At 68.6% G+C, this 26,898-nt stretch carries 21 protein-coding genes; 8 read left to right on the top strand and 13 right to left on the bottom strand.

From position 1 onward, the window contains the following. Window positions 1–74: 74 nt before the first annotated feature. The 3 genes from A176_RS23295 to A176_RS23285 all read right to left on the bottom strand — a co-directional run bounded on the left by A176_RS23295 (window position 75) and on the right by A176_RS23285 (window position 2,844). Window positions 75–1,295 (bottom strand): MFS transporter, encoded by a 1,221-nt coding sequence (locus A176_RS23295; RefSeq protein WP_002636332.1) that lies wholly within the window; start codon window positions 1,293–1,295, stop codon window positions 75–77. A gap of 16 nt (window positions 1,296–1,311) precedes the next feature. Next, on the bottom strand, window positions 1,312–1,854 hold the full coding sequence (locus A176_RS23290; protein ID WP_002636331.1) for a TetR/AcrR family transcriptional regulator: 543 nt from the start codon (window positions 1,852–1,854) through the stop codon (window positions 1,312–1,314). A 183-nt stretch (window positions 1,855–2,037) separates the two neighbouring features. Then, window positions 2,038–2,844 (bottom strand): DNA alkylation repair protein, encoded by an 807-nt coding sequence (locus tag A176_RS23285; RefSeq protein ID WP_002636330.1) that lies wholly within the window; start codon window positions 2,842–2,844, stop codon window positions 2,038–2,040. Window positions 2,845–2,966: 122 nt separating this feature from the next. Between A176_RS23285 and A176_RS23280 the strand changes: the two genes are divergently transcribed. Beyond that, entirely contained in the window at window positions 2,967–3,740 is a 774-nt protein-coding gene (locus tag A176_RS23280; RefSeq protein WP_002636329.1) for a sulfite exporter TauE/SafE family protein, read from the top strand. A 118-nt stretch (window positions 3,741–3,858) separates the two neighbouring features. After that, window positions 3,859–5,808: a bifunctional metallophosphatase/5'-nucleotidase gene (locus tag A176_RS23275; protein WP_002636328.1), complete on the top strand. Its 1,950-nt coding sequence runs from the start codon at window positions 3,859–3,861 to the stop codon at window positions 5,806–5,808. Between the two features lie 129 nt (window positions 5,809–5,937). Here the strand turns inward: A176_RS23275 and A176_RS23270 are convergent, their stop codons facing one another. Continuing rightward, on the bottom strand, window positions 5,938–6,837 hold the full coding sequence (locus A176_RS23270; RefSeq protein ID WP_002636327.1) for a sulfurtransferase: 900 nt from the start codon (window positions 6,835–6,837) through the stop codon (window positions 5,938–5,940). Window positions 6,838–7,073: 236 nt separating this feature from the next. Between A176_RS23270 and A176_RS23265 the strand changes: the two genes are divergently transcribed. Together A176_RS23265 and A176_RS23260 are read left to right on the top strand one after the other, a co-directional pair. Beyond that, window positions 7,074–8,054 carry an NADP-dependent oxidoreductase gene (locus A176_RS23265; protein WP_002636326.1) on the top strand — a complete coding sequence of 327 codons (981 nt, stop codon included), beginning with the start codon at window positions 7,074–7,076 and terminating at the stop codon, window positions 8,052–8,054. A 79-nt stretch (window positions 8,055–8,133) separates the two neighbouring features. Next, window positions 8,134–10,581 carry a helicase-related protein gene (locus tag A176_RS23260; RefSeq protein WP_002636325.1) on the top strand — a complete coding sequence of 816 codons (2,448 nt, stop codon included), beginning with the start codon at window positions 8,134–8,136 and terminating at the stop codon, window positions 10,579–10,581. 48 nt (window positions 10,582–10,629) lie between these two features. Here A176_RS23260 and A176_RS23255 read toward each other — a convergent pair whose 3' ends face one another. Together A176_RS23255 and A176_RS39115 are read right to left on the bottom strand one after the other, a co-directional pair. After that, entirely contained in the window at window positions 10,630–10,944 is a 315-nt protein-coding gene (locus tag A176_RS23255; RefSeq protein WP_002636324.1) for a hypothetical protein, read from the bottom strand. 7 nt (window positions 10,945–10,951) lie between these two features. Next, the gene (locus A176_RS39115; RefSeq protein ID WP_002636323.1) at window positions 10,952–11,344 is read right to left on the bottom strand and encodes a peptidase inhibitor family I36 protein; all 393 of its coding nucleotides are present in this window, start codon (window positions 11,342–11,344) and stop codon (window positions 10,952–10,954) included. A 406-nt stretch (window positions 11,345–11,750) separates the two neighbouring features. Between A176_RS39115 and A176_RS23245 the strand changes: the two genes are divergently transcribed. Continuing rightward, on the top strand, window positions 11,751–12,383 hold the full coding sequence (locus A176_RS23245) for an outer membrane beta-barrel protein (RefSeq protein ID WP_002636322.1): 633 nt from the start codon (window positions 11,751–11,753) through the stop codon (window positions 12,381–12,383). Window positions 12,384–12,399: 16 nt separating this feature from the next. Here A176_RS23245 and A176_RS23240 read toward each other — a convergent pair whose 3' ends face one another. Continuing rightward, window positions 12,400–13,932 carry a PKD domain-containing protein gene (locus A176_RS23240; protein ID WP_002636321.1) on the bottom strand — a complete coding sequence of 511 codons (1,533 nt, stop codon included), beginning with the start codon at window positions 13,930–13,932 and terminating at the stop codon, window positions 12,400–12,402. Window positions 13,933–14,073: 141 nt separating this feature from the next. Beyond that, window positions 14,074–15,282 (bottom strand): class I SAM-dependent methyltransferase, encoded by a 1,209-nt coding sequence (locus A176_RS23235; protein ID WP_002636320.1) that lies wholly within the window; start codon window positions 15,280–15,282, stop codon window positions 14,074–14,076. A gap of 411 nt (window positions 15,283–15,693) precedes the next feature. Between A176_RS23235 and A176_RS23230 the strand changes: the two genes are divergently transcribed. Then, entirely contained in the window at window positions 15,694–18,036 is a 2,343-nt protein-coding gene (locus A176_RS23230) for a TonB-dependent receptor (RefSeq protein WP_158513098.1), read from the top strand. A 135-nt stretch (window positions 18,037–18,171) separates the two neighbouring features. Here A176_RS23230 and A176_RS23225 read toward each other — a convergent pair whose 3' ends face one another. The 3 genes from A176_RS23225 to A176_RS23210 all read right to left on the bottom strand — a co-directional run bounded on the left by A176_RS23225 (window position 18,172) and on the right by A176_RS23210 (window position 20,183). Then, entirely contained in the window at window positions 18,172–18,507 is a 336-nt protein-coding gene (locus tag A176_RS23225) for a hypothetical protein (protein ID WP_044890740.1), read from the bottom strand. A 184-nt stretch (window positions 18,508–18,691) separates the two neighbouring features. Next, a complete protein-coding gene (locus tag A176_RS23220; RefSeq protein ID WP_002636317.1) occupies window positions 18,692–19,000 on the bottom strand; it encodes a hypothetical protein in 309 nt (102 codons plus the stop codon). A gap of 706 nt (window positions 19,001–19,706) precedes the next feature. Further along, complete coding sequence (locus A176_RS23210; RefSeq protein WP_082282934.1) at window positions 19,707–20,183, bottom strand: hypothetical protein; 477 nt, start codon at window positions 20,181–20,183, stop codon at window positions 19,707–19,709. A 226-nt stretch (window positions 20,184–20,409) separates the two neighbouring features. On the opposite strand from A176_RS23210, the gene A176_RS23205 reads away from it, so the two are divergent. Then, on the top strand, window positions 20,410–21,759 hold the full coding sequence (locus A176_RS23205; protein WP_144429587.1) for a hypothetical protein: 1,350 nt from the start codon (window positions 20,410–20,412) through the stop codon (window positions 21,757–21,759). Between the two features lie 42 nt (window positions 21,760–21,801). Here A176_RS23205 and A176_RS23200 read toward each other — a convergent pair whose 3' ends face one another. Both A176_RS23200 and A176_RS23195 read right to left on the bottom strand, forming a co-directional pair. After that, entirely contained in the window at window positions 21,802–22,722 is a 921-nt protein-coding gene (locus tag A176_RS23200) for a TolB family protein (RefSeq protein WP_144429586.1), read from the bottom strand. Window positions 22,723–22,857: 135 nt separating this feature from the next. After that, entirely contained in the window at window positions 22,858–23,574 is a 717-nt protein-coding gene (locus tag A176_RS23195; protein WP_002636312.1) for a hypothetical protein, read from the bottom strand. Between the two features lie 162 nt (window positions 23,575–23,736). Between A176_RS23195 and A176_RS23190 the strand changes: the two genes are divergently transcribed. Beyond that, complete coding sequence (locus A176_RS23190) at window positions 23,737–26,646, top strand: carboxypeptidase regulatory-like domain-containing protein (RefSeq protein WP_021781515.1); 2,910 nt, start codon at window positions 23,737–23,739, stop codon at window positions 26,644–26,646. Window positions 26,647–26,898: the final 252 nt, after the last annotated feature.

Genomic DNA, 26,898 nt, shown 5'->3' with positions numbered 1-26,898 from the left:
ACCGGTGAAGACACCGCCGTTCGCGGGGGCTGGGCGGGCATTCAGCATGGTGATGGGCGCGAGCGGGGCAGCCGCTACTTTCGGTGTTCAGGTGCGCGAACAGCCGACAGCACGCCCGCTGCCAGCAGCACGAGTGTTCCCGCGAAGGGCACCACGAGCAATCCCACGCGCAATCCGAAGGCGTCGGCGACATGCCCGACGATGGGTGGCGACAGGAGGAACCCGAGCCGCATCAACCAACTGACCACCGTGAGGCCGGTTCCCGGGCGAAGGCCGGGCAGTTCATCGGCGCCGTGCATGGCGGCGGGGACCAAGGTCGCCACGCCGAACCCCGCGAAGGCGAAGCCAACGATGGTGCCCGCGATGGAGGGAAACAGCAGGGCCATGCCCATGCCCAGGGCGGTGGTGGCGCCTCCGGCCCTGGCGACCGCGCGCTGGCCGAACCTGTCCACGAGTCCATCGCCGAGCAGCCGCCCGACGAACTGCGCACCCACCAACGCGACGAAGCCGAAGGAGGCGACAGCGGCCTCGGCGCCCAGCGTGCCGTTCAGGTAGACGGCGGCCCACGTCATGCCGGAGTCCTCGACGAGGATGCCACCGCCGGCGACCAGGACGAGCGCCGTGATGGTCAGCCAGATGGGCCGGGTCGGCACGCGTCGTGGGGCTGGGGCGTCGACGGGTCCGGGCGCGGGCTCGGCGAGGTCCTCGGGCTCCGGCCCTGGCAGGGTGAAGCGCAGCGCGGTGAGGGAGACGGCGGTGAAGAGCAGCGCGGAGAGGCTCAGGTGGATGCCTCGTGGCAGCTCGATTCCCGCGGCGAATCCGCCCATGAGTCCACCCACCACTGCTCCGACGCTCCACGTCGCATGGAGCGTGTTGAGGATGGACCGCCCGTAGAGGCGCTGGACGCGCAGCCCGTGGGCGTTCTGCGCCACGTCGGTGATGGCGTCCATGCAGCCCGCGACGAAGAGTCCGGCGGTGAGCCCGGCCCACGACGGCGCGAGCGCCGCGGCCAGGATGCCCAGGCTGGTGAGCATCGTGCCGGCGACCGCCACGCGCGCCGAACGGAAGCGGCGGATGATCGCACCCGCGGCGAGCCCCGCGACGAGCGCCCCGGACGGGAACGCCGCGACGGCGAGTCCATACTCCGCGTTGCTCAGGCCCAGGTCCGCCTTGAGCTGGGGATAGCGAGGCAGCAGGTTGGCCAGGATGGCGCCGTTCGTGAAGAACAGCGCCGCGACGGCGGCACGTGCCGCCCGGGGCTCGGGAATCACCCGCAGCGGGGTCGAGAGTGTCATGGGGAGGGCTTCGGCTTCAGAGGGAAAGGAGCCGGCGTACGGCGGCGCGAGTGGCTGCGCGGCTGCGCGGCACCGGGTCGAGGTGGGCGTGGATGAACAGCCCTTCAATCAGCGCGTCGACTTCGTGCGTCTTGCGCGCGTCGACGAGCCGTCCGAGCGCCTCGCGGCTCCGGCGCATCCAGTCGTGGGTGATTTGCCGGAAGACGGGCTGACGCGCGGCCAGCGTGTAGAGCTCCAGGGTGAGCACGAGCTCGTCCTGCCCGGCCGCGAGGTCGTCGTGCACGATGTGGACGACGGCTTCCACCAGCCCTTCAATGTCGGACGCAGCCTCGATTCGCGCGGCGAAGCGCTCGCTGATGCGCAGCGCGAAGCGGGTGAATGCCTCGCGCAGGAGCTCATCCATGCTGGCGAAGTGGTAGGTCATCGAGCCCAGCGGCACCTCGGCGCGCTCGGCGACTCGCCGGTGCGAGGTGCCCGCGACGCCGCCCTCGGCGATGACCTGAAGCGTGGCGTCGATGATGCGGTCGCGGCGGTCGGGGTCGTGACGGCGGGGAGCCACGCATGTCTCCTGGGCCCCTGCGCGGGGTCGATATGTACGAACGTACATATCGCCTCCAACCCAGGCAAGGCCCCAGGCATTCCCGACAGGGCGAGGCCCTCCATGGGGTGGCCCCCGGCTTCCGGGGGTTCGTCCAAGCCGTCCCCAGGCTGTCGTGCCCGGGCGCACCGCTTGGGGATGCCGTCAGCGACGCGCTTGGGGCTTGGCGCGCGAAGGTGTCCGGGCCTTCGTCGTGCGCGCGGCCTTGGCCGCGGGCGGAGCCTTCTTGGCCGCGGACTTGGCGTCCGCCTTGGTGAACGCGCGCAGCGCATCCTTGCCGTTCCACCGGGCGGTGGCGTCTTCACTGGCGCTGAGCCTCTCCGCCAGCGTCCTCGCGGCGGTGCGCACCCCGGGGCTGCGTTTGAGGCCCATGACGCGCAAGGCCCAGTTCGCCGCCTTCTTCACGAAGTTGCGCGAATCGGTGGACTCCCTTTCGATGAGGGTGAGTCCTTCGAGGAACTGCTCGTCCTTCGCGGCCTTGTCATGCGAGGCGAGCGATGCGAGCAGCGCGAAGGCCGCGCGCTTGACGAACTCATCGCGATGCCCGGCCCAGGCGCCGACCCGCTCCCACGCATGGGGACTCTTGTCCCAGAGCGAAAAGCACAGCGTGTCGCAGAGGGCCCAGTTGTCGAAGTCACGGCACCAGCGGTTCATCTCGGCGACGGTGACCTTCTCGGGCTCACCGACGTAGGCGCACAGCATCCGTGCCTCATAAACACCGGTTTCCCACAGCGCGGCGGTGAGCGCGTGGTCCCTGCCGAGCTGGCGACCCAGTGCCTGGATGTCACGCATCGCCACGCCCAGCGCGGAGTCCGCTGGAATCCCGTAGCGGGAGAGGCTCGCCTTCATGGCGGGAGTAGCGAGGCGTTCGAGCTCCGCGAGGGCCTCCTGGGCCCGTGCCTTGGCGCTCGCCGTGGGCGTCCTGGGGCCGGGCGTCTTCTGGGACGGCATGCGTGTCTCCATCGTGCTGCGGCGAAGATACCCCGTCGCCCCGTGCCTCTGGCGGAGCCTGAGGCGGCGCCCGGCAGTTCCGAATTCTCGTCCGGCAGGGCGGGCACCAGGATTCACGCGGCATGCCTCCTCTCGACAGCCTCATCGCGTCCCCCTGGTGGACCGCGCTCCTGACCGCCGCCGTCTTCGCTTTGGCGGGGACCGTCAAAGGCGTGGTGGGGCTGGGGCTGCCCACCATCGCCATGGCGCTCCTGGCGCTGCTGATGTCGCCGGCGCAGGCGGCCGCCCTGTTGATTGTCCCGTCGTTGGTGACGAACGTCTGGCAGCTCCGGCCCTGGGGCACGCTGGGGCCCATGCTGCGGCGACTGGCGCCGATGCAGGCGGGGACCTGCGTGGGCACGCTGGCGGGAGCGTGGGTGTTGGGCGCGCCGGTGGGCGCCTGGGCCACGGTGTCGCTGGGGGCGGCGCTGATTCTCTACGCGGCCTGGGGCCTCAGCGGAGCCCGGTTCAAGGTCGGGGACCGCGCCGAGAAGTCCTTGGGCCCGTGCGTCGGCGTGGCCACGGGCGTCGTCACCGCGGCCACGGGCGTCTTCGTCATCCCCGCGGTGCCCTACCTGCAAGCGCTGGGTTTCGACCGGGACGAGCTGCTCCAGGCCATGGGCATCTCGTTCACCGTGTCCACGGTGGCGCTGGCGGCGGGGCTCTATCTCAATGCCCGGTACTCGGGCGCCGCGCTGGGCATGTCCTTCGTGATGCTGCTGCCCGCGCTGGCCGGGATGCAGGCCGGGCAGTGGCTTCGCCAGAAACTTTCGCCGACGGTGTTCCGGAAGTGCTTCATGGCCAGTCTGGTGCTGCTCGGCGCGCACATGGTGGGCCGCGAATTGCTCGCGGGTTGAGTCATCTGGCGTCTGGCAATCGTCATGAAAGTGTTACCTTCCGCGCAGGGAGGCGTAACCGGGTTGTCATTCACGGCCCACACCATGTCGCCTTCCGAAACACACCTTGGAGGGTTGCATGCAGTGGAAGTCGGAGAATGAAGTGCGCCGCGCGGCCCGTATGTCCCGGCGTCGGCGGTGGCTCCCCGTGGCGTGGCTGGTGGCTGGCGCGCTGTCCGCGTGTGGCGACAACGATGATGACACGCCCCCCCCGCCGCCTCCCCCGCCCGAGCAGGGGGCGCCGCTGGATTTGACCATCCTGCACATCAATGACCACCACTCGCACCTGGCGGCCGGCAGCGTGTCGTTGAACGTGGCCAACGCCGCGGGCGCCACCGTGGCCGCCAACGTCGCCTCCGCGGGCTTCGCGCGTGTCACCACGGCGATGACGGAGCTCGCCGCCGGCAAGCAGAACGTCCTGAAGCTGCACGCGGGTGACGCCCTCACGGGCACGCTGTACTTCAACCGCGCGGGCGAGATTGGCGAAGCCGACGCGGCGATGATGAACACCGTGTGCTTCGACGCCTTCACGCTCGGCAACCACGAGTTCGACAAGGGCGACACCGAGCTGAAGAACTTCATCGACCGCCTCCACGCCGGGACGTGCAAGACGCCCGTCATCAGCGCCAACGTCTCCTTTGGCGCCGGCTCCGCGCTGCACCCCTCGAGGGCCATGGGGTACGTCGAGCCCTTCACCGTGGTGGAGCGCAGCGGCCAGAAGATTGGTCTCGTCGGTCTGACGATCGCCGGCAAGACGAAGGAGTCCTCCAGCCCCGACGCCGACACCACGTTCGAGGGTGAGGTGCCCGCCGCTCAGCGCGCCATCGACGCGCTGCACGCCCAGGGCGTGAACAAAATCATCGTGATGAGCCACATCGGCTACGACCTCGACCGCACCATCATTCCGCAGTTGCGCGGCGTGGACGCGGTCATCGGCGGCGATTCGCACACGCTGCTGGGGCCCGCCAGCATGGAGGACTTCAACGTGGGGACGCCCGCGGGCGCCTACGCCGAGCCGCTGCGCAACGGTGACGGCCAGATTGTCTGCATCGGACAGGCCTGGCAGTACTCGCAGGTGGTCGGCGAGATGAACATCCGCTTCGACGCCGACGGCGTGGTGACCGAGTGCAACGGCACGCCCCACGTGCTCATCGGCGACCAGTTCTCCATCGGCGGCACGCCGGTCTCCGCCGAGGACAACGCCGCGATGCTCGCGAGCGCCGCCTCCAGCGGCTTCCTCCGCGTGACGCAGCCCAACGCCGCCGCCGCCGCGGTGCTGGCGCCGTTCCAGGAGCGCGTCGAGCAGTACAGCCAGCAGGTCGTCTCCGTGGCCGCCGACGAGCTCTGCAACCGCCGGGTGCCGGGCGCGAGGGACCGCAGCCGCTCCAGCGTGAGCTGCAACGAACTGGGGGAGGCCGATGCCCGCGGAGGTGACATCCAGCAGTTGGTCGCCCAGGCCTACCTGGAGGTGGCGAACGTCGACTACGGCGGCGCCGACATCACGCTGCAAAGCGCGGGCGGTGTGCGCCGTCCTCTGCAGGGGCCGGTGACCGCGGCCGACGTCATCGAGGTGATTCCCTTCGGCAACCTGCTCTTCCGGCTGGACATCACCGGCGCCGAGGTGAAGTCCATGATCGAGGACGGCCTGCACGCGACCTTCCGCGAGGGGGGCTCCACGGGCCCGTATCCCTACACGGGCGGCCTGCGCTTCGATGTCAACGCGACCCTGGCGCGTGGGCAGCGCGCCAGCAATCTGGAGATCCTGGACCAGGCGACGGGCGAGTGGAGCGAGGTCAACCCCACGGCCACCTACCGCCTGTTCGTGCTCAGCTTCAACGCCACGGGCGGCGACGGCTACGACACGTTGGCCAACGTGTCGGCGGAGCGCCGCTCCGACATTGGCGTGCTCGACGCGGACGTCTTCCAGACGTACGTCGACCGCTTGACCGAGCGTGACCCCGAGACGGGCCTGCCCGTCCTCCGCAAGGTGAACGCCTCGCTGTACAGCACGAAGTCGTTCGTCGAGTAACCCGTTGCACCACCGGCCCCGCCGCGGACCAGCTTCCGCGGCGGGGTGTACCGGCTGAACCCCGTAACGTGTCAGCCATGCCAGGACGGCGCCCCGCTCTCGAGGGGCGCGCTGTCCTGCCCGCGACGCTCAAGGCGTGACTTCGAGCGGCCGCTTCGGGTCCTGCGACCATTCCGTCATGGAGCCGTCGTAGACCGCGACGTCGTCGCGTCCGAGCCGTGCGAGCTGGAGCGCCGCCACCGTCGCGGCGATGCCACCGCCGCAGTAGGTGATGGGCTTCGTCCCCTCCTTGAGCGCGCCGACCTTCTCGAAGAGCGGCTTCACGTCCTCGGGGCTCCGGTAGCCCCCCGTCTCCGGGTCGATGAGGAAGCCGAAGAAGACGTGCTCGCTGGAGGGGATGCGCCCGGGCCGCGCGTAGGTCTTCCGGCGGCCATGGAACGTGTCGTCGTCGAGCACGTTGATGAGCAACTGCCGCGGGTCATCGATGGCCTGCTGCACCTGGTCGGCCAAGGCGAGCAGCTCCGGGCGCCGCCGCGCGGTGAAGATGGCGGGCGGATGGGTGGTGAGGTCCGAAGTCGTGGGCCGGCCCTCGCGCTTCCACTTGCCCAGGCCGCCGTCGAGCACGACGACGCGGGTGAACCCTTCGAGCCGCAGGTGCCACCAGAGGCGCGGCGCCCAGAACTGGTAGAACTCCGGCCCGCGCGAAACGTCGAGCTGATCGTAGACGACGACGAGGTGCTCGTCTCCCACGCCCAGCGCGCCCATCCGCTCCGCGAACTGCTGCGAGCTGGGGACCGTCATCGGGTACTTCGCGTCCGCGTCCGCGAACGTGTGGAGCAGGTCCGCGAACACGGCACCGGGGAGGTGCTCGCGCGCGAAGCTCTCCTTGCCGGACTCCAGTGTGTACTGGCCGTCTCCCGCGGGGAGCTTCAGGTGGACCGTGGCGTCGAGGATGCGGAGGTGAGGGTCGCCCAGGCGCTGCTGGAGCCAATCACCATCCACCACGAGGGGAAGGGGCTGCGTCGTCATCGCGTGCTCACTGTCGAAGAAGAGGGGGACCTCGCAGTAACGAGCGATTTTCGGGCACGCAATTCGGAATGATGCACTGCGTCGCGGTTGCTGGGAATTCTGTGAATCGCGTTTGGCCAGGCATGGGAGCGGGCCCTGGCTCGGGACCCGAGCCCTCCTCTGCATTCGAGAAGGGGCGTGTCCAGCCTCCGTGAAACCCTTGTCCGGGGGGCTCTCCACCCTCCGAGGAGCACGCCATGAAGACGTCCATTCCCTCGCAGATGAAGGCGGCCGCGCTGGACCGCTTCGGTGGTCCCGAGGTCCTCGGCATGAAGACGGTGACGGTGCCGGAGGTGGGCGCGGGCGAGGTGCTCATCAAGGTGGAGACGGCCGGGGTCGGCAGTTGGGACTCCGCCGAGCGCGAAGGCGAGATGGAGGCGATGAAGCCGGGCAAGTCGTCCTTCCCCTATGTGCTGGGAACGGACGGCGCGGGCACCGTGGTGGCCGTGGGAGAAGGCGTCACGAAGTGCAAGGCCGGTGACAAGGTCTATGCGTCAGGCTTCCTCAACACCAAGGGCGGCTTCTATGCCGAGTACGCCGTGGTGAAGGAGGTGAACACCGCGCCTGTCCCCAAGGGTCTGAGCGCGGAACAGGCGGGCGTGCTGGCCGCGGACGGCATCACGGCGCTTCAAGGGCTCCAGGACGCGCTCAAGGTCCGTCAGGGCATGACGTTGCTCGTCTACGGCGCGAGCGGCGGCGTGGGGCATCTGGCGGTGCAGCTCGCGCGGCGGCTGGGCGCGAAGGTCATCGCGGTGGCCTCGGGCGCGGATGGCGTGGAGTTGGTGACGCGGCTGGGCGCCGAGAAGGTCGTGGATGGCCGGGGTGATGCCAATGCCGTGGTGAAGGCCATCCGGGAGTTCGCGCCGGACGGCCTGGACGCGGCGCTGGTCCTCGCGGGCGGCGAAGGCTCGCAAAAGGCGCTGGAGGCCGTGAAGAAGGGTGGCCACATCGCCTTCCCCAACGGCGTCGAGCCGGCGCCGCAGCGGCGGGATGGCGTCCAACTGACGGCCTACAACGGTGAGTCGAACGCGGACGTGCTCGCGCGCCTCAACAAGCTCATCGAGGCCGGGCCCTTCCATGTCGAGGTGTCCAAGGTGTACCGCCTGGATGACGCGGGCAAGGCGCTGGAGGCGGTGGGCAAGCATCACCTCGGGAAGCTGGCGCTGCGCATCCACTGAGCGACAGCGCGTCCGGAGGGCTGGCCCCGGTGGGCCATCCTTCCGGGCGGAGGGCGGCGTCCGGGGTTAGACTCCGCGAATGAACTCCAGCGCATCCAGCCGGCCGCCCATCGTCGTGGCGGAGCTGGGGCCCACGAACACCGGGAAGACCTACCGGGCCATCGAGCGCATGCTCGAACACGGCTCGGGCATCATGGGGTTCCCGCTGCGCCTGCTTGCCCGTGAAGTCTACGACCGGGTGACCGCCCGGGTCGGTGAGGGCCGCGTCGCGCTGATGACGGGCGAGGAGAAGCGCCTCCCGCCGCGCCCCGACTACTGGATATGCACCGTCGAGGCGATGCCCACGGACCGGGTCGCGGACTTCGTGGCGGTGGATGAAATCCAGCTCGCCGCGCACCGTGAGCGGGGGCACGTCTTCACGGACCGGCTGCTCCACGCGCGCGGACGCAAGGAGACCTGGTTCCTGGGCGCGGACACGATGCGCCCCATGCTCCAGACGCTGATTCCCCACGCGTCGGTGAAGCGCGCCACGCGCCTGTCCCAGTTGCGCTATTCGGGGCATCGCTCGCTCAAGAGCCTGCCGCCGCGGTCGGCCGTGGTCGCGTTCTCCGCGGACCGCGTGTACGAACTCGCGGAGTCGCTGCGCCGGCTGCGGGGCGGCGTCGCCGTCGTCCTCGGCGCGCTCTCCCCGAGGACGCGCAACGCCCAGGTGGCCATGTATCAATCCGGGGAGGTCCAGTACCTGGTGGCCACGGATGCCATTGGCATGGGGCTGAACCTGGACCTGAACCACGTGGCCTTCGCCGGGTTGTCCAAGTACGACGGCGCGGAGCAACGCGACCTCTTTCCTGACGAGCTGGCGCAGATCGCCGGCCGCGCCGGGCGCCACCTGAACGACGGGAGCTTTGGCACGTTGAACACGCTGCCGGAGCTGTCGCCCCGGGTCGTCTCGGCCATCGAAACGCACCGCTTCCCCGCGGTGCGCAACCTCATCTGGCGCAACTCCGCGCTCGACTTCTCCAGCGCGGAGGCGCTGCTGGACTCGTTGGCGCGCGCCCCGGGCCACCAGGCCTTCACCCGCGTGGAGCGCGCGGATGACTTCGATGCGCTCAAGGATTTGTCGCGCGTGCCGGCCATCCAGGACGTGGCCACCGGCCAGGACCGGGTCGAGCTGCTGTGGCAGGTCTGCCAGGTTCCGGACTTTCGCAAGGGGCTCTTCGGACAACACGTGGCCCTGCTGCGCGAGACGTTCCTCCAGCTCACCGCGGGGGATGGCCGGCTGGACCCGGTCTGGCTGTCGCGGCAGGTCTCCCCGCTCGACGACATCTCCGGTGACATCCACACGCTGATGGACCGGCTGGCGGCCATCCGCATCTGGACGTACATCAGCCATCGCCCGGGGTGGCTGGAGGACGCCGGACATTGGCAGGAGCGCACCCGGAGCATCGAGGACGCGTTGGGCGATGCGCTCCATGAGCGGCTCGTCGAGCGTTTCGTGCAACGGGCGGCGCGCAGGACCTCCCGCCGGTTCGTCCGCGCCACCCCGCAACCCGCGTCCGGTTCGGACAGCCCCTTCGCCAAGCTGGGGCTTTTGTTGAGCGAGGTGCCGGGCTCGGGCGGCGCCGTGTTGACGGAGGAGCAGTTCGTCCAGCGCGTGGTCGACGCGGCCCATGACGCCTTCGAAGTGGACGCGTTGGGCAACATCGCGTTCGAAGGTGAGCCGTTGGCCAGGCTGGTGCGTGGCAAGGACCGGCGCTCACCGCTGCTCGCGCTCGCGGAGTCGGAGGTCTGGACGGCGGGGGCCCGGCAGCGGCTCGAGCGGCGGTTGCTGGCGCTGGTCCGCGACCTCGTCACGGAGGCGATGGGCGGCTTCCCTGCGGAGGCGCTCGCGGGCGCGGGCAGCTCCGCGCCGACGCGGGGCCTGGCCTACCGGCTGTCCGAAGGTCTGGGTGTTGTGTCCCAGGGCGAGGCGCGCGAGCAGTGGCGGCTGTTGGATGCCGAGGCCCGCGCGCGCCTGGCGGCACAGGGGCTCTGCGAGGGGCACCGCTTCTTCTTCGTCGCTGACGCACTCTCCCCGCAAGCCCTGGAGCGGCGCTGCATGCTGACGTCGCTGTTTCAGCAGCGGCCTTCGCCCAAGGGCGTTCCCCGGGAGCCGGTCCTGAACGTTTCGGACGTGCCGGGGCAGGAGGCGCGCGCCTTCGGTTATGAGGTGCTCGGGAGCGTGGCGCTGCGCGTCGACATCGTCGAGCGGCTCTGTACGGCGTTGCACCATCCCCACGGAGAGCGGCAGGTGCGTGCCTTGATGCAGGAGCTGCGTCTGGAGGGCGGTGCTCGGGCGCGGGTGCTGCGTGAGTTGGGGGGCCCGGCGCCCGCGGGGGGCAGCCCGGCGAAGCGCCGCAGACGCCGGCGCAGAGGGCCGTCCTCTTCACCGGAGCGGAGCGGCGGCAGGGCGCCAACGTCCCAAGCGGGTGGAGCGCCCGACGGTGATGGGCACGCGCCTGGACACGGGGCGGGACCGCGTTCCTGAGCGGGCGGTGTCGGGTGCGCCGCCTCCCGCGAGCCTGTGCGACGGTCGCTACCGCGTGCGCTGTGACTGTTGCCCCACCTGCGCCCTGCGGTCGAGCTCGATGACGGTGTGGATGGCGGCGCCGCCGATGACCGCGGTGGAGCTGTGGGGCGGTGGCGTGGTGGTCTCTTCGTCGCGAGGCTCGCAGACACAGCCCGCGCTGTTCATGATGACCACGACCGCGCCCAATCGCATGTCCAGGTCCGAGCAGATGCTCCGGCATTCCGCGGCGCGCTCCTTGGGAACAGTCAGGGTGGCGGGCCGGGCGACCGTGCAGCCGGAGAGGGCAAGGACCCCGAGGGACAGGAGGAGGTGTCTGTGCATGGCCTGCTCAGTACACCCAGACGCTCTGGGGCGCGAATCCGAGCGGGCTGACCCACTCTCCCGGGCCGATAGGGTAGGGCCCGCCAACACAGTCCTCGTTGAAGAACAGCGACGCGGTATAGGGCCCGGTGTTGATGGCGGACACGGCCCTGCCTTCCCAGCCATGCTCGGGGAGGTTCACGCACGTCCCCGCGCCGCCCGGCGGCCAGGCCATCACGTTCCACATCTCGCCGGTGAAGTCAGGGCCGTCGAACAGACAGAGGACGCCGCTGAAGGGGCAGGGAGGGTTGTCCTCGGCGGCGGCCGGGACGGGGGTGAGCAGCGCCGTCATGGCGCACCCGAAGGCAGCCGCCGCGCCAAGAGCCAGGAGGGTGGAACGCCGGAGCGTGAGCCGGTTCATGAGGGTGTCTCCTCTGCCCAATATGGGCATGTTTGGGGCTGGGAATGGTGGCACGGCCGGTGGCGCACGGAGGCAAAGCCGTACGCGGTGCGCTTGCGTTCCATTGAGTGGTGGACGCTCGGGTTTCACTGTCCTGGCGAAATTGCGTTGCGATAGGGAGGCCGCGAAGGAAGTGGCCACCGCGCCTTCTGTCGTTGGCGTAAGGCGGCGCACACCTGTGCACCTGGATGCACAGGCCGTGGTCCGTGCTTCGCGAACCCTCTTGGAATCGCAGCGGGGCGTGGATGGCCGCCTGCTTGCACTGGCGCGGGCTCGACTCCGCCAGCGGTGATTCCACTCACGCCTCCACCACCTCGCCATGAACTCAACTCTCCGAAGCTCGGTCGCGTCGCTCCTGACTCCCGCCATGCTCTTGCTGATTGTTCCCGCTGCCGCAGCCCAGGGGGCTGCGTCCGACAAGAAGGGCACCGGCTCCGGGATTGCCGTGGGGGTTCGCGGCAGCTACGGCGTTCCTATCGGTGACTTCTACGAGGGCTTCTCCATGGACGAGCGGATCAGCGGCGTCTTCGCGCCACAAGTCGACATGGGCTACTTCGTCAATGCGAACGTCTATCTGGGGCTCTACGGCCAGTTTGGAATCGCGCGGCTCCAACCAGACGTCTGTCCCACGGGGGTGGATTGCGGAGGCCGGGTGCTGCGGTTCGGCGTGGACGTCAGCTACCACTTCTTTTCGGATTCATCGGTGCGGCCCTGGCTCGGAGCGGGCATTGGCTATGAGTTCACCCGGCTCGACGCCTCCGTGGAGGGGACCCACCAGGGCTCCGGCAACTACAAGGGGCTGGAGTTTGCTCACGTCGACTTCGGGATGGACTTCAAGGTCCATGCGCATGTCTGGGTGGGCCCCTTCCTCACCGCCACGGCGGGGCAGTTCTCCCGCGCCTCGTTGACAGCGGGACCCTGGGAGGTCCCCGTGGACATCGAATCCAAGTCACCTCACTTCTGGCTCCAGCCGGGCCTGCGTCTGCAGGTCCGGCTGTAGTCCCCGGAGGCCGGGCTCAAGGCGCCTTGCGCTGCTGGCTCACGAGCCAGTTCTGCACGTCGGAGCGGCTCCAGAACGCGTCCCAGCCGCTGTGACCACCGCTGGGATTCACGGTGAGCAGGAACTCACCGGTGTAGCCCGGGCACTGTCGCACCACCGTGTAGAAACCCGTGGTGGCATGGGTCCAGCGGTGGACGGAGAAGACGCCGTCATCCGTGTTGCCAGAAGCCCAGATGGGGAAGTTCGCCAGGTCGCAAGGCTCATCCATCGTGGGCGGTAAGTACGCGATGGGGACGCCGCCGGCATACGTCGCGCGGTACTTCTTCATCTGCTCGTTGACACCGCTGCCGCCCGCGGACAGGCCCGTCACCGTCACCCGCTCCGGGTCGATGTCGTAGAGCGCCAGCGCCTGCTGGATGACCAGGTGGGTGGAGTCCACCTGCCACCACGTGTCCAGCGGCGCTCCCACGCGAGGCCCGTTGGGCGCGATGACGATGCCGGGAAAGGTGTCGACCAGCGGCTTGCCCGGCGTGAGCTGCCGGATGAAGCCCTCCGGGTTCGTCCCCACCTCCGTGTGGTCATCGCTGAGCGTGGTGCCGACGCGGCCGTGCAGCGAGAGCACCGCGGGGTACTTCTTTCCTGGCTGCGTCCCGTACGCCTTGGGCAGGAAGACGGCGGCGTCATACCGCCCGCCCCGGTTCCAGACGTGCAGCTTGCCCGCGCGGGGATCCGCTGGCGCGCTCGCTGGGTTCACGGTGATGCTCACGACGTCTGAGCCCGTGGCGCCCTGGTTGTCCGTGGCGGTGAGCCGGAAGACGTACACGCCCGCCACCAGTCCCGTGGCGGTCGCGCTGGGAGACGTGGCGCTCAGTAGTGTCGCGGTCGATGGTCCCGAGACCTGCTCCCAGAGGTAGTGCGCGATGGTGCCATCACTGTCGGTGGCGGAGCCTTGGAGGGGCGCGGAGTTGTCGGGCAGGGTGAGGGTTGTGTCGTTGCCCGCGAAGACGCTGGGGGGCTGATTCGTGAGCGCGGTCCCGAAGACCTGAAGCTCGCGGACCCGGCAGAGGTTGTCATTCGTCGCCAGTTTGCACTGGAGTCGCACGTAGCGAGCATTCACGGGCTGCGTGAAGGTGAGGGTCCGGATGTTCTCCGTGTTCCCGGTGATGGCGCCGCCCGGGACGACCTGGTAGCTCCCAGTGTCGCTGGCCCGGTACAGCACATCGAAGTCGACCATCCGCCCGTAGGTGTTGTCCCGGCTGACATACAGGGTGATGCCTGTCACGCCATGCGCGGCCTGGAGGTCCACCTCCAGCCATTCCGGATTCGAGTGCAGCGGCGAGACGGCCGACGACCAGCGGTCTGCCGTGTTGATGATGCCGTTGAAGGCCTTGGCGGGTCCGAACTGCGTGGGATAACCGACCGAGTGAATCGAGGACGCTGTCGCGGGCTTGTTCAGCGCGACATTGGTGGCCTGGGCCTGCGCGGGCAGGGCGAGGGGCAGGGTGAGGAAGCACAGCGCTTCCGCGAGGCTTCGGGGGTTCCAGCGCATGACGCACCTTTCAAGGGAGGTGCGCCAAGTCTGGCATTGGATTCAGGGAAATTCACGAGGCGCCGTGAAGGTCAGCGGCGCCTTGGTCTGGATTTCCCTTGCCGCTGCAAATGTTGCATGCGGCCAGAGACACCGCTGGGTTCAGCGAGCGCCGCGCTTCAATGACCATTCGACGAGCTTGCGCGCCTTCCCATGAAGCGCGGTCTTCTTGAACGCACCATTGAGTCGGTCGACGAGCTGGTGTCGCAGTGGAGGCGTGGCGACCTGGTGTTCCAGGGCCTGGATGCGCTCGGTCTGCGCCTGGAGCCGCTGCGCGTCCGCGGCGGCTTGCTGCTCCAGGGCCTGGATGCGCGCCTCTGCCTCCGTCGCGAGGGTGATGTGCCGCAGGGGCGGTGGCGCGGTCCGGCGGGCGATGAAGTCCGTGTTGTCCCCTTTGCGAAGGACGAAGTTCAGGGTGTTCCGGGTGAAGGCCAGAGGCACCGGGGCGCCACTTCGCTCCACGTAGATGTGCAGCAGCTCCTCGTCGAGCGTGACGGGGAACATCTCGAGGATTTCCGGCTCGAAGCCGGTTCCCACCAGCAACGGGTCGAGCTCTCCCAGGGCGAGCTCGAGCTCATGGTGACTGGCGCCAATCCCCCAGCGCGTCAGGAGCATGGGCGCCTTCTCCGCCGAGACCTTCCCCATGGCATTGCGGAAATCCTCACGCGGGGAGCGCGAGGCATAGGGCCAGCCCAGCTCGGGGGGCAGGAAGTGGAAGAAGGGCATGAGCGAGGTGTGCGCGTCGAAGTAGGTCAGCCGATTGGGCGTATCCACGACGACGAGGAGGCCCCCGGGCCGGAGGAGCTTCCACCCCGTACGGAGCGTCTCCAGCCGTTCCGCTGGGGTCTGATGCTCGAGTACCGCATACAGCATGAAGACGTCGGCCCCATCCGGGTGCTTCTTCTTCAGCGTCTCGAGCAGCGTCTCTGGCTGGTCGACGCTCAGCTCGACGTTGCTCAGACCAAGTGCCTGAACCCTGCTGCGAGCGGCCGTCACAGACGCCGCGTGGATGTCGTAGCCTGAGACGCGACGGGCCACCTGGGCAAATGCCGCAGTGCTGGACCCTGTGCCACAACCCAACTCGACGATGTTCGCTGCGCGGAGGTCGATGTACCGCGCCAACCACGGGAGCACATGGTCGACGCAGCGGTTGTAGCGCCCGTCCACGTGGTCCACGATGTCGGCCTGCCCAGCGGGGGTCCTCAAGAAGGCGGGGTCATACTCCGAGAAGTAGGACTGGAGCAGTGCTTCCCGGACGCTCGCCACGAGCAGGGGATCCACCATCTTGTAAGACTCGAAGCCTGTGGCCATGCATCTCCTCTCGGTTGGGGCGCGGTAATGATGGGGGCGGGGACGGTAGCAGCGACGAACGTGTCAGGCGAGTGAAGGTGTTCGTGGCGGGCTCAGGGCCGATGGAGTGGCCTTCAGCCGACTGATTGTTCGCCTGGCCCACTGGGGTTTCGGGGACGCATACCGCCAGCGTGAACCCGCGCGAGGGGCGCATGGGTCGAGATGCACAGGGGCGCTCATCTCGCCGGTCGAGCGGTGCCTCGTTGTGTCCGACGGCAAACTGAGCCGACACGGTGTTGCTGGACGGCGCCCTTCGATTCGGGGCTGGTTCGCCAGCCCCGTGAGGATTTCATGCTGAAACGATGAAGCTGCCCGTGGCGGCTGGGTGGTTCGCTGCATCGGATGGAAGCGGAACGGCGGGGTTCGCCCTGCATGGCCAGGCGTCGATGCTGCATTGACCTGCCGCGGCTCGTGGGTGCGGTAATCGCCGCGATGGTGTCTTTGGGCGCATCATCGCCAGCTCCGATCGTGCTCGAAGGCACGGTTCGTGAGGCACGGTTGAACAGCCCTGTTCCCGGTGTCCGCGTCACGGCGAGTGCTCACTCGCTGAAAGGGGAGTTGTCCACCGTCACGGATGCCGTCGGGCAGTACCGTCTCGGGCCCGTCCCACCTGGCGCCTACGTGCTCCGGTTCGAAGCGGAAGTGTACAAGCCTCACGTTCAGGCGCAGGTCGTGCCCGCGGAGGAGTCGCCGTTCCGAGTCGATGTGCTGCTGCACTACGAGCAGCCCCATTTTTTCGTGCGATGTGGCATCGACTCGGATGCGTTGCATCATCCGGCGCCTTGGCATTTCGCTCCAGACCTGTTCGAGCGGTTGCCGAGCCGTTTGCCCCTGCGCTGGACCAGCGGCCTTCGCGCCGCGGAGCGACTGGCGGAGCGCGTTCCAGGTGCATTGGAGGTCCCCTCCGGTTTCTCCATTCGCGGTGGGTCGGCGTCCGAGAATGGCTTTCAGTTGCAGGGGCTCTCGACCCGCGATGCCATCTCAGGGGGGAACCTGCTCCCGCTCAGCATCGAGTTCGCCAGCCTGGTGACGGTGCGGTCGGAAGGGGCCATGCCCAGTCATGCTCGTTCGAATGGTGGTGTCATCGAATCGCGCTTGAAGTCGGGATGCTCTCGCTTCTACGGCTCCAGTTTCGCCTACTGGGCGCCGGGGGTTCTGGCGGGGCCCGCCGGTACCCTTCCCGTGTCTGGCACTGACTTCTCGAGCACGGAGCGGTTTCGTCACATGGGAGAGTTCGGCGCGACGCTGGGCGGTCCCGTTGTCCCGAATCGTTTGACCTTCTTCGCTGGTGTGACCCCCGTGTTCAGTCGCACCGAGGAGCAAGGACACTGGGTGGATCAGCACGGCGTTCAGGCGCTGGTCCGTCTCAACTACGAAGTTTCACCCCCGCATCGTCTCTCGCTGTCCCTCATCGGAATGCCGTCCGAAACGCGAGGGCTGGACGACTCCACCTCAAGCGACAGCGACACTGCCATGGCGATGCTCGAGTACTCCGGGGCATTCCTGGACAACGCCTTGCTGCTGACGCTCCAGTCTGGGTGGCTGCGCCACCAGTCCACTCACCGCACCCTGGCGGTCGAGTCCGGCCGGGCCCAGCAGAACGTCCAGATGAAGGTCCAGGCCCATTATCTGCTGCATGCCATCGGGACCCACATCTTCCAGGCAGGCTTCGATACGGAGCACATTGCGCATGTCAGGTTCCTGCCGACGGGTTCCCGTGCCGGAAGCACGGTCCTGGGGGGCTTCGTGCAGGACCGGTGGGACGTGCGTCCGTGGCTCACCATCAATGGCGGTGTCCGCTATGACATGCAGTCGCTACGGGCTCCTTCTCAGGGACGCACCGCGTTCGTTTCATATCAACTCTCTCCACATGCGGGTGTGGTCGTCCATCCAATACCGAGGTACGGGACGACGCTCATCGCGCACTATGCGAAGTACCATGATCAAGTTCCGCTCGGACTCCTGGACTCAGCGCAGGGGCGGCTCATCACCATCGATCCTGGACTGGCACCTGCGTCGTCCCATGAGTTTCTCCTCGTGGCGACTCACGAGTTCTTCAATCTTGGAGAGAGCGGACTCTCCCTCCAGTTGAAGGCACAGTACGCCCGGCGCAGCTCGGGGGCCGCGTTGACGTCCATGCCGACCCTTGGGGGAGAGGGCGTTCTGATTGGAAATCCCGGAGCCGGGAGCCTGGCGATTCTTCCCCGGGCTGTTCGAAACCACGATGCCGTGACGCTATCGATGAACACGCAATGGGGGTCGTGGCTATCTGAGTTCCACTACACGCGCTCGAAATTGCATGGCACGCAGACGGACCCGCTGGGCGATGAGTCCGGGCTGCCACGGGCGCGGCCTCACTTGCTTGACGACGACCGCACGCACTCCATCCAAGTGACGAGCTACCGGATCTTCGTGTTGGACGCCCGGCGCTTCGTCCGCGTGGCGATGTCCTATTCAGGGGCGTCGGGCACGCCTCAGGAGCGGGCACTGACAGCTTTCCCAGCCTGGAGCCATGTGCTGGATGCGCATCTGTCCGTGGGGCATCGCATGACGAACATCGCGGGGCTGTCGATCGGCCTGGATGCGTTCAACCTCCTCAACGCGCAGCCCTGGGCGCGGGGGGAGCCTCGGGGCCCCGCGTGGCTGGAGAGCCCGTCGTCGCTGCGCCCGTCATTTCCACGACAGGTGCGGCTCGGTGTTCGCTACCATTTTTGAAGGCGTCGGGCGCGAGTCACTCCGCCGTCACCCACGCCCCCCGCCTTGGGCTTCCTCTTGGGCGGATTCGCTGTCAGGCGCTGAAGGCCACGGGCCCTTCTGGCGAAGGCCAGGAAGGCCCGTGGTGCGGCATCACTAACCGCAGGTGCGCCGGATGAGCGCCTCGCAGTTCCGGATGGCCTCGGCGCGAGTACACCCCGTGGCCGTACAGTGCGGAATCCCCGTGTTCGGGTGGCGGCAGTACTCGAGCACCACCCAGCACGCGAGTTCATTCTCGGACACGCTGATGTTGGCGGCGCCAACTTCCGGAGCCTGCTCGCCCGGTGCGGCGTCCCGCTGCTCGATGCTCATCTCCTGCTGGTCAGCGGTGACAACGAATTCGCTCGCATCCGGCAAGGTCGAGCCCTCGTCGGTGCCACAGCCCACGAGCGGCATCGTCGTCAGGAACAGTCCCAAGAGCAGCTTCTTCATGGTGGTGCCTTCCATTGGAGAGGACGCCAGGGGGCGGCGTCACCGGATGAGAGGAACCTCGTCCGGCATTTCCTATCTAGAAATGAAATTCGAGAAAGGCAATTAAAGTCTGACGATGTGGCCAATGGTTGACAGCCCAGCCGGGACACCTGCGTGGCATGGCGTCCCGGACGGAATCGGCGCGTCAGGAATCAACAGATGAAGTCCCATTGACGCTGGAGGGATTGAGTTGGCATTGTCCGTTGCTCGTCGCATTGAGCCGGCTGGCGTCCAATCGCGTGCCGTGGAGGCCCTGGACGCTGAAGACGCACATTGAATCACAATCATGGGCGATCCGTCGCGCGGCGGTGCTGGCGTATTCGGACACGTCGGTCGAGGTGCTGGTGCCTGAGCGCTCGATGTCCACGCAGGTGGCGACGTTCTCCGCCCGGAAGTGCTGGAGCGTCACGTTCGTGGTGGGGGCCACGGCGCGGAACGCGAAGCAGGTGCCCACGCGATGGAAGTCCGGACGCCGCGTCCATTTCAGGCGCGGGGCCACTGGCCACGGGAGCGCCAGCGCGCCGATGCGCTACAACGCACGGCTGTTGCGGAGGAGGTGTGTGATCGATGTTCTCCCATGGCGTGGCCTGTGTCCCTTCGCCGGTGGTTGGCGCGGGAGGAGAACCACGCCTGGCCCCGCCCCCGCTCCAGCTTGGGAGCTACGGCAACTCGCTGAGCAGCAGCGTGGGCTCCCCGATGCTCTGGATGACGCAGGTGTTGCGGGCACCTGCGCGAACGGTGTTCGCGAACCGGTCCTCGCGCCAGTGGCCATAGGCCAGATCATACGGCCAGGTGTCGCTCCTGGGCGGAGCCTCTTCGTCACGTCGGCGAGCGAAATGTCGATGCCATCCCGGCATCCGAGCACCCGTGGTCGGCGATGGCCGAGATGTTCGTCATCCGGAAGGGCTTGGGCGTCGAGTTCAACGCGCCATCCGCGCGGCCCTTGAGGATGCGGGCGTTCTCCGCGAAGGGGGGCGGTGTTCGATGTGGCCCGTTGCCAGGCGCGCGCCAGGTCCGCCGCGGAGACGAAGATGCGCCTACCGCGGCGGGCAGCGCCGCATTCGCTTCAGGCAGGAGCGCCGCGTCGACGCTGTCCGTTTCCTGCGTCCGGCCCCGGGCGCGAGACGTGCCGCGCGCCCGGGACGAAAGAGGCGCGGGGACTACCACTTCTCCACGGAGGTGACGGTCAACGGATACGTGGGGCCCACGAAGTTGCCGTCCGATGTGCAGGGGATTTCGCCAACGGTGTTCAGGTTCGCGGCGTAGTAGCCCCACGTGGAGTGGTTGCCCTTCTCGTAGAACACGTGGCCGTTGGGCAGCACGACCTTCCAGACGAAGTCGAGGTGCTCGGCCCACTTGGGCGTGGTGCGGGTGGAGGTGATGCCGTGCACGGTGGTGCTCCACGTCCACGGTGCCGAGGCGAAGACCTCGAGGGTCTGCTCGTTCTCCCAGTCGTAAGGTACGAAGTTGTTCTGCCCGCCCCAGCCGTAGATGAGGAACACGGAGGTGCCCCAAGGGAGGTCGTGGTTCCGGTACGAGAGGTTCACCTCCGCCTCGTAGGAGTGGGCGTAGACACAGGCGTGGAGCACCTTCCGACCCTGGACCCATGTCTCCGCGGCGGTCGCGGAAGAGGCCATGAGGAACACGAGGAGGGAGAGCACTTTTCTAGAGAAGAAGGTCACGGAGGGTACTCAGGGTTGGAGGTGGATTCAGCGGAAACCGTCTCTACCATGATGGCAGGTCTGGACACACGCCGTGCATCAGCCGCATGTTTCGCCGAGCTTGCCGAAGGTCCGGTGTCACATCTGAAACATCCTCCCGTCAGAGTGACCTGGGAGGTTTTGAGAGCCTGGTGAGGTGCCCATGTCTCGATTCCCCCCGTTCCGTCGGCTGCGCGGCGTCCTCCCCACCGTCGCGGTTCTTCTGTTTGCCGTTGCGTGTGGCGACGACAGCGCGCCGCCCCCCGGTCCTGCTCCGGACGCGGGAGTACCCGTCACGGACGCGGGGACGGACGCCGGGACGCCGCCCCCCGAGGTCCCCTCGGTGCCTCGCATGGAGGTGACGCTCGGGGGAAGGCCGTATGTGGCCTACCAGCGCCCAGGAGACACGTTCCGCATCGTGTGTGAGCTGCCGTGCCCCATCGAGGAGACCTACCTCTTCGCGCGCTACGCGGGCTTCCTGGCGGTGAAGGACGACCTGGTGGCGCTCACCGGCGTGGACGTGCCGGAGCGGATGGTACCGGTGGACATCCACCTCGCGTCGGACAGTCTGTGTGGGAACCCCGGTCCGCTGGCGGGAGCCTCGTTCATGAATTGGACGGGGCTGGAGCCAGGGCCCGGGGCGAACGTCTGCCTGTGGGACCTGGAGGCCTCCTTGCCCACGGCGCCGCATGTCCCGCGCCCGCTCACGGTGGCCAACGCCCTGGCCCGGGAGAATCAGGTGCTGCTGGCGCATGAGTACGCGCACGTCGTGTTCTTCCTGCGCCAGGAGCTGTCTCACGAGTGGTTCGTCCGTGCCGTCTCGTACCGCGTCGGCGGCCAGACGGAGAGCCTCTGTGATTCGATGAACGCGCTGCATGCGCCCACCGCCTGGAACCTGTGTCAGCAGAACGGCCTGGACTACCCGCAGCTCGCGGAGAGCATGCGCCGCATCGATGCGCTCTGGACCTCGGGGCAGGGCGTGGAGGAACTCTTCGCGAACGTGCCGAAGACGACGTCCGTGTATCAGCTCCGACGCATCCTCGACTCGCTGGCCGGGTCAGATACCTTCGAGGCGCTCGTTGGGGCCGGGGAGCTGCGGCCGAATCAGTGTGGTGACGCCGGCCGGTTCACGCCGTCAGGGGGCACGCTGTCGCTGTATGGCGGACGGGTTGAGTGGACGCTGCCCGTGGGCGCGGTGACGGCGCCGCTCCAGGTCGAGCCGGGGAGCTGGCGCACCGGCAAGGTGGTTCCCGAGGCCTGGAATGCCTTCATGTGGGCCCACAACTACGCCTTCCTGCCGAGTGGCTTCGCGTTCCAGCGGGACGTGCGGCTGACGGTGCGCTACGAGCCGTCGCTCATGCCCGAGGGCGCGGATGCGTCCACGCTCACGCTCTATTGGCTGCCCGTGAGCACTCCCGCGCAGGCCGTTCCTGGCGCGGAGGTGGACACGGTGGCGAATACGGTCAGCGCCACCGTGTCCCGGCTGGGTCGCTACGTCATTGCTCCCCGCTGAGAGTCCCTGTCCCCGGAGCGGAAGGCCCCGCTCGTCGCGCGCTCAGTCGCACACGCCCACGTCGGACAGGAGTCGGCCGACGCGGACGTGGTAGAGGTCGCCCGGGACGAAGGGCTCGTACTGGTGGCGCACGAAGTAGAGCGTGTCGTGGTCGGGCGAGAGCGAGGGGTGGTACTCGTCCAGCTCGGTGTTCACCCGGGGCCCCAGGTTGCGGGCGGGCTCCCAACCCCACCGGCCGCGCCGGGCGGCATACAAATCTCCGGAGCCGTAGCCATCCGGACGGTTGATGGACGCGAAGAGCAGCGTGCGTCCATCCGGCGTGATGTGAGGGTTGAACTCCCAGTACTCGGTGTTGATGGCGGGGCCCAGGTTCTCCGCCGGGCCGTAGGTGCCGTCGCGCCGCAGCCGCGAGCGCCAGATGTCCCAGCCCCCGTAGCCGCCTTCGCGGTCCGAGCCGAAGTACAGCGTGCCCTCGGCGTCCACGCTCGGGTACAGCTCGTCCGCCGTGCTGTGGACGGCGGCGCCCAGGTGGCGCGGCTCACCCCAGCTTCCGTCGCGCTTGCGCTCCACCACCCACATTTCCACGTCGTCACGGGGCACGCCGTTGACGGGGCGGATGGAGGAGAAGAACAGGCGGCGCCCATCCGGAGAGACGAACGGGTCGATGTCCGCGTACTGGCCCGAGAAGGAGGCCACGCGGGGCTCCGTCCAGCGGCCGTGGCGCCACTCGGAGTAGACGATGGTGGCCTGTCGGTCGATGGGGAAGAAGCCGGTGCTCACGCCCCAGAAGGCGGTGCGGCCGTCGGGCGTGAAGGCGATGCGGTACTCCTCCTGGTCCGGAAGGGAGATGAAGCCGGGGGCGAGCACCTCTGGCGTTCTCGGGGCGGAAGCAACGGCGGGGGCCGCCACGGACAGCGCGAGCGCGGCGAACATCCAAGGGCTACGTCGGAACGATGATGGCATGACAGGCTCCTCATGGCGGGAGGCATTGGCGCCTCCGTCATGCCCCCAGAACTACGGGGTGTCTGCCTGCCTGTCTGGCCTTCGGGGACGAAGCGCGCGGCGCCAGGGACGAACTGGCGCCGGGCTGGGATGGCGTTAGAGGTCCTGCGCCTGCCGGAAGGCTTTCTGTTCGCGATGGTCGGACAGGGTTTCGTCCAAGTAGGGCTTGAGGGCGACGCTTTGGTAGACCAGTGCAACCTCACTGCGCGCGGGCGTCTGCCTTCCCGACAGGGTGACCAGCATCTGGCCACTGTTCCATTGCTGCATCAGGGTGTACTGGGATTGGGCCCGGAGGGTGTCCCGCCGTGCTTCCCGCAGGGTCTCCTCGTCCGCGAACCGCGGGTCTCCGGATTCAAGCTCCCGCAGCCGGCGCTCGGCGTTGGCAGCGGTGTCCAGGTGGTGCCCCGGTGTCCCGTACTTCATCCGCAGCGCCGCCGCGACCTCGTCGAAATCCTTCCGGATGGAGTCGGCCGGGTCGAACAACACGGTCACCGCGGCGAGCTTGTCATGCACGAACACGAAGTCCAGCCTGGCGGGCCGCTCCGCCACGCTCCGGATGGTTGTCATGTCGCCGTGCACGGGGTCCGTCGCGGCTTCGGGATAGAGGGCCGCCACCTCCTCACGCGTCATGCCCCACCGCGTCTCCTGGAAGCCGTCGGTGCTGCGGTCGTTCGCGAATGCTTCCTGGGCAGCGGCTTCATTCGCGTTTCGGACGGCCTCCCGGCGCGTCAGCAGCTCCTGATGGCGCGAGGAAGAACCGCAAGCGGTGACCAGGAGGCAGAAGGGGAGGAGTCGGGCAACGCGGCGGTACATGACTGGCTCCAAGGGGTGTGCGCTCCAGGCCATGACGGCTCGAGTCCCGGAATATTCTAACGCGCGCCAGGCGAGGTGCTTCGCATGCCGCACGGCGTCGTCGGCGTGTTTGAGTGCACTGGCGCGGTGTCTGGATTCACGCCACGTACTGGATGTCCGCTGATGTCTGACGGCAAGATGCATCGCTTCGGAGGCCGCATGAATCGACAGCGGATGTTCATCGTGGCAGGCGTTGTGGTGCTCCTGGGCGTGGCGCTCGCGTGGCGGGGGCTTTCGTCCTCGGGAGACGTCGCGACGCCAGAGGCGCGGGTGTCCGCGTCACGCCAGGGCGGCCGCGAGCCTTCGCCGGCCGTGGCCCGTGAGGGCGGCGCGCCCGCGACGTCCGCTGAGCGCCCGTCGGGGACGCCCGAGGTGGCGGAGCCGATGCGTGAACACGAAGGGGTGCTCCTGGCCGAGGTCTCCGGAGCCGCTGGACCCGTGAAGGGCGCGCGCGTCACGTTGTATGTCCTGTCGCCCCGTGACGTCAGGCGGGGGCGGGCGGCCTGGTTCGTCGCGGGACGCGGCAGCACGGACGCGCAAGGACGGGTGACGCTCGCCGCTCGCCCTGGGGCCTACCTTGTCACCGCGAAGGCAGACGGGTTCGCCACGGCGCGTGAGGGCGTCATCCGACCCGTGGGCGAGGCCCGGACCCAGGTGCGGCTGACGCTCGGCGCGGGCGCGGTGCTGGAGGGCTCGACGCTGGCGCGTGCCTCCCGCGAGCCCGTCCCGCTCACGCGACTCACCTTGTCGCCGCGCACGCTCCTGTCCAGCCGCATCCAGGACGTGCCGGAAGAAGAACAGCACGCGCAAGTGAGTGATGCGCGGGGCCTCTTCCGCTTCGAGGGACTGGCGCCAGGGGAGTACCAGCTCGAGGCCCTCGCGCCAGGGCACGCGCCCCGGCGCGTCGAACGCATTCATGTGCCCATGTCAGGGCTCACCGTGGAGCTGGACGGCTCGGCCTTCATCGAGGGCTTCGTCGAGCAAGCGGATGGCGCGCCCGCCTCGGGAGCGGACGTCACGGCCGCGGGCATGGGCGCACCGCTGCATGCCGAGACGAGCGAGGGCGGCGGCTTCTCGTTGGAAGTCGCCCCTGGCGTCTACGAGGTGTCTGCCCGGATGGGCTCGCACACGGGCGCGGCGCCGGGGCGCGTCGTGGTGGGCGCGGGCATGACGGTGCGCGAAGTCCGAATCCGGCTGGGCGCGGCCTCGTCGATAGCGGGCGTGGTGCGCGGCAAGGGGACGGGGGCGCCCGTGGAGGGCGCGTCCGTGGCCGTCGTGCTGGAGGCGCTCGCGCACCTCCCCAACGCGGCGCTCGTGCCTGTCGCCAGCGCCGTCACCACCGAGGACGGGCGCTTCTCGCTGGAGGGGCTCGCGCCGGGGGCGTACACGGTGAATGTCCAGGCGCGAGGGCATCGGAAGTGGAGCCGTGAGGGGATTCGCTTGCTGGACGGCCAGCGCTTCGACGTCGCCGCGGAGCTGGAGGCGAACGGGCGCATCGAGGGGCTCGTGGTGGACGAGGCCTCCACGCCCCTGGCGGGCGTTCATGTCGCGGCGGAATGGCGTTGGGGCCGGCGGCCCATCGAAGAGGTGCTGAGCGCGGTCAGCGACGAGGCGGGGCGGTTCGTTCTCGAAGACGTCCCGCCCACGGACGTGTACGTCGCCGCGCGCCGTGACGGCAGCCAGATGCATGTCCGGGAGAAGGTGTCGGTGAAGGCGGGGGAGACGCAGCAGCTCCGCATCCAGCTTTCGGGAGAGGGCCTGCTCGAAGGCACTGTCCGAACGGAGGCGGGCAAGGTGCCGCAGCAGCCCGTCACCGTCTATGCCTTGCGGGAAGGTGTCGCGCGAACGGAGTCGCTTCAGGTCCCCGCGTCGCGGGATGGCACCTGGTCCATGCGCGTCCGCGCGGGCCGTTACAAGCTCATCGCGTGGCTCTCCGAAACAGGCAACCAGAGTGGTGATCAGGAGAAGGCCGTGGAGGTCGAAGTCGGCCAGACGCAGCAGGTGGCGCTCCAGGTGCGCGAGGCGCGCCACCCCATCCGCGTCACCGTGCTCGAGCCGAATGGCGCACCCAGCATCGCGGCCACCGTCATGGCGAGCGACGTGGGCAGCAGCGAGGTGCTGATCGAGGACGTCACGGACGCGGCCGGCCAGGTCACCGTCGTGGCGGACTCGGTGAGCGGGCGGGCCCTGCGCATCTGGGCCACGAATGGCGGACGCAGAGGGGAGCTGCCCTCGGTCGCGGTGTCGCAGGAGTCCGTGACGCTCCAACTCGCCGCCGCGGGGAGTCTGGTGGGCACGGTCCGCTCGGCGGGGGGACGGGCGGTGGACGGTTTCCGGCTGGTGGTGTCCGGGACGCGCAGTGACGAAGACTTCGTGACCCGACTGGAGTCCGAGTTCGCGGGCGCGCGCTTCAACGTCGACGACGTTCCCGTGGGCCCCATCGGTGTCACCGCGACGCTGGCGGATGGCCGGGCCGGCGCCGTGGAGGCCGTCTCCACCTCGGGCGGCACCACCCAGGTGGAAGTGGTGGTGGAGGCCGGTGGAGGCGTCTCGGGCCGCCTGGTGGATGCCACGGGCGCGCCCGTGGCGCAGGCGTTCGTGGACGTGGACGGCATCATGTCGCCCGAGACAGGTCCGGACGGGCGCTTCTCCCTGACGGACCTCGCGTCGGGCCCACGCCGCCTCACCGCCTGGAGCCGGACGACGGCGCGCGCCGAGCGGCAGGTGCGCCTGGAGCCGGGAAAGGTGCTGGACGTGGGGGACTGGAAGCTTGGCCGCCCTCGCGTGGAGTCTGGGCGGCTGGGCATCCACTTCGGCATGGATGGCAAGGACGTCACCGTCAGTGCGCTCATGGAGGACCTGCATCAGGGCGCACTGCGAGTGGGAGACGTGGTGCGCTCCATCGACGGCACGCCCGTGCTCGATGTGGGCCAGGCGCGTGAGCGAGAGCTCGGCGCTCCAGGGAGCCCCGCCACCCTGCTCATCCGCAGGGCGTCTCACACCTACCCCGTGACGGTGACGCGGGCGCCCTGATGACCCACGCGTTGTGTGTGGGTTCACAGGCACTGGCATGCAGGCAGTCTCACGCCTTGAGGCAGGTCGTTTGAACTCAAAGGTCTAGACGTGATCCGCCTGACCTGTTAACGAACTACCGCATTGTTCCTTGGGTGGACTGTCCCGCGCGCCAGCGTCCTCGCTGCGTGTGCAACGGGAGAGGACCGCCCCATGTGCCAAGTCAGGCGCTCTGGACGCGCGTGGCCCTCGAGGCCGGCGTGTGTCCGCTGC

Source organism: Myxococcus hansupus, from assembly GCF_000280925.3.
GTDB classification, from domain to species: Bacteria; Myxococcota; Myxococcia; order Myxococcales; family Myxococcaceae; genus Myxococcus; species Myxococcus hansupus.
The sequence above is the reverse complement of the archived record's forward strand: the minus strand, read 5'-3'. Positions and strand labels throughout refer to the sequence as shown.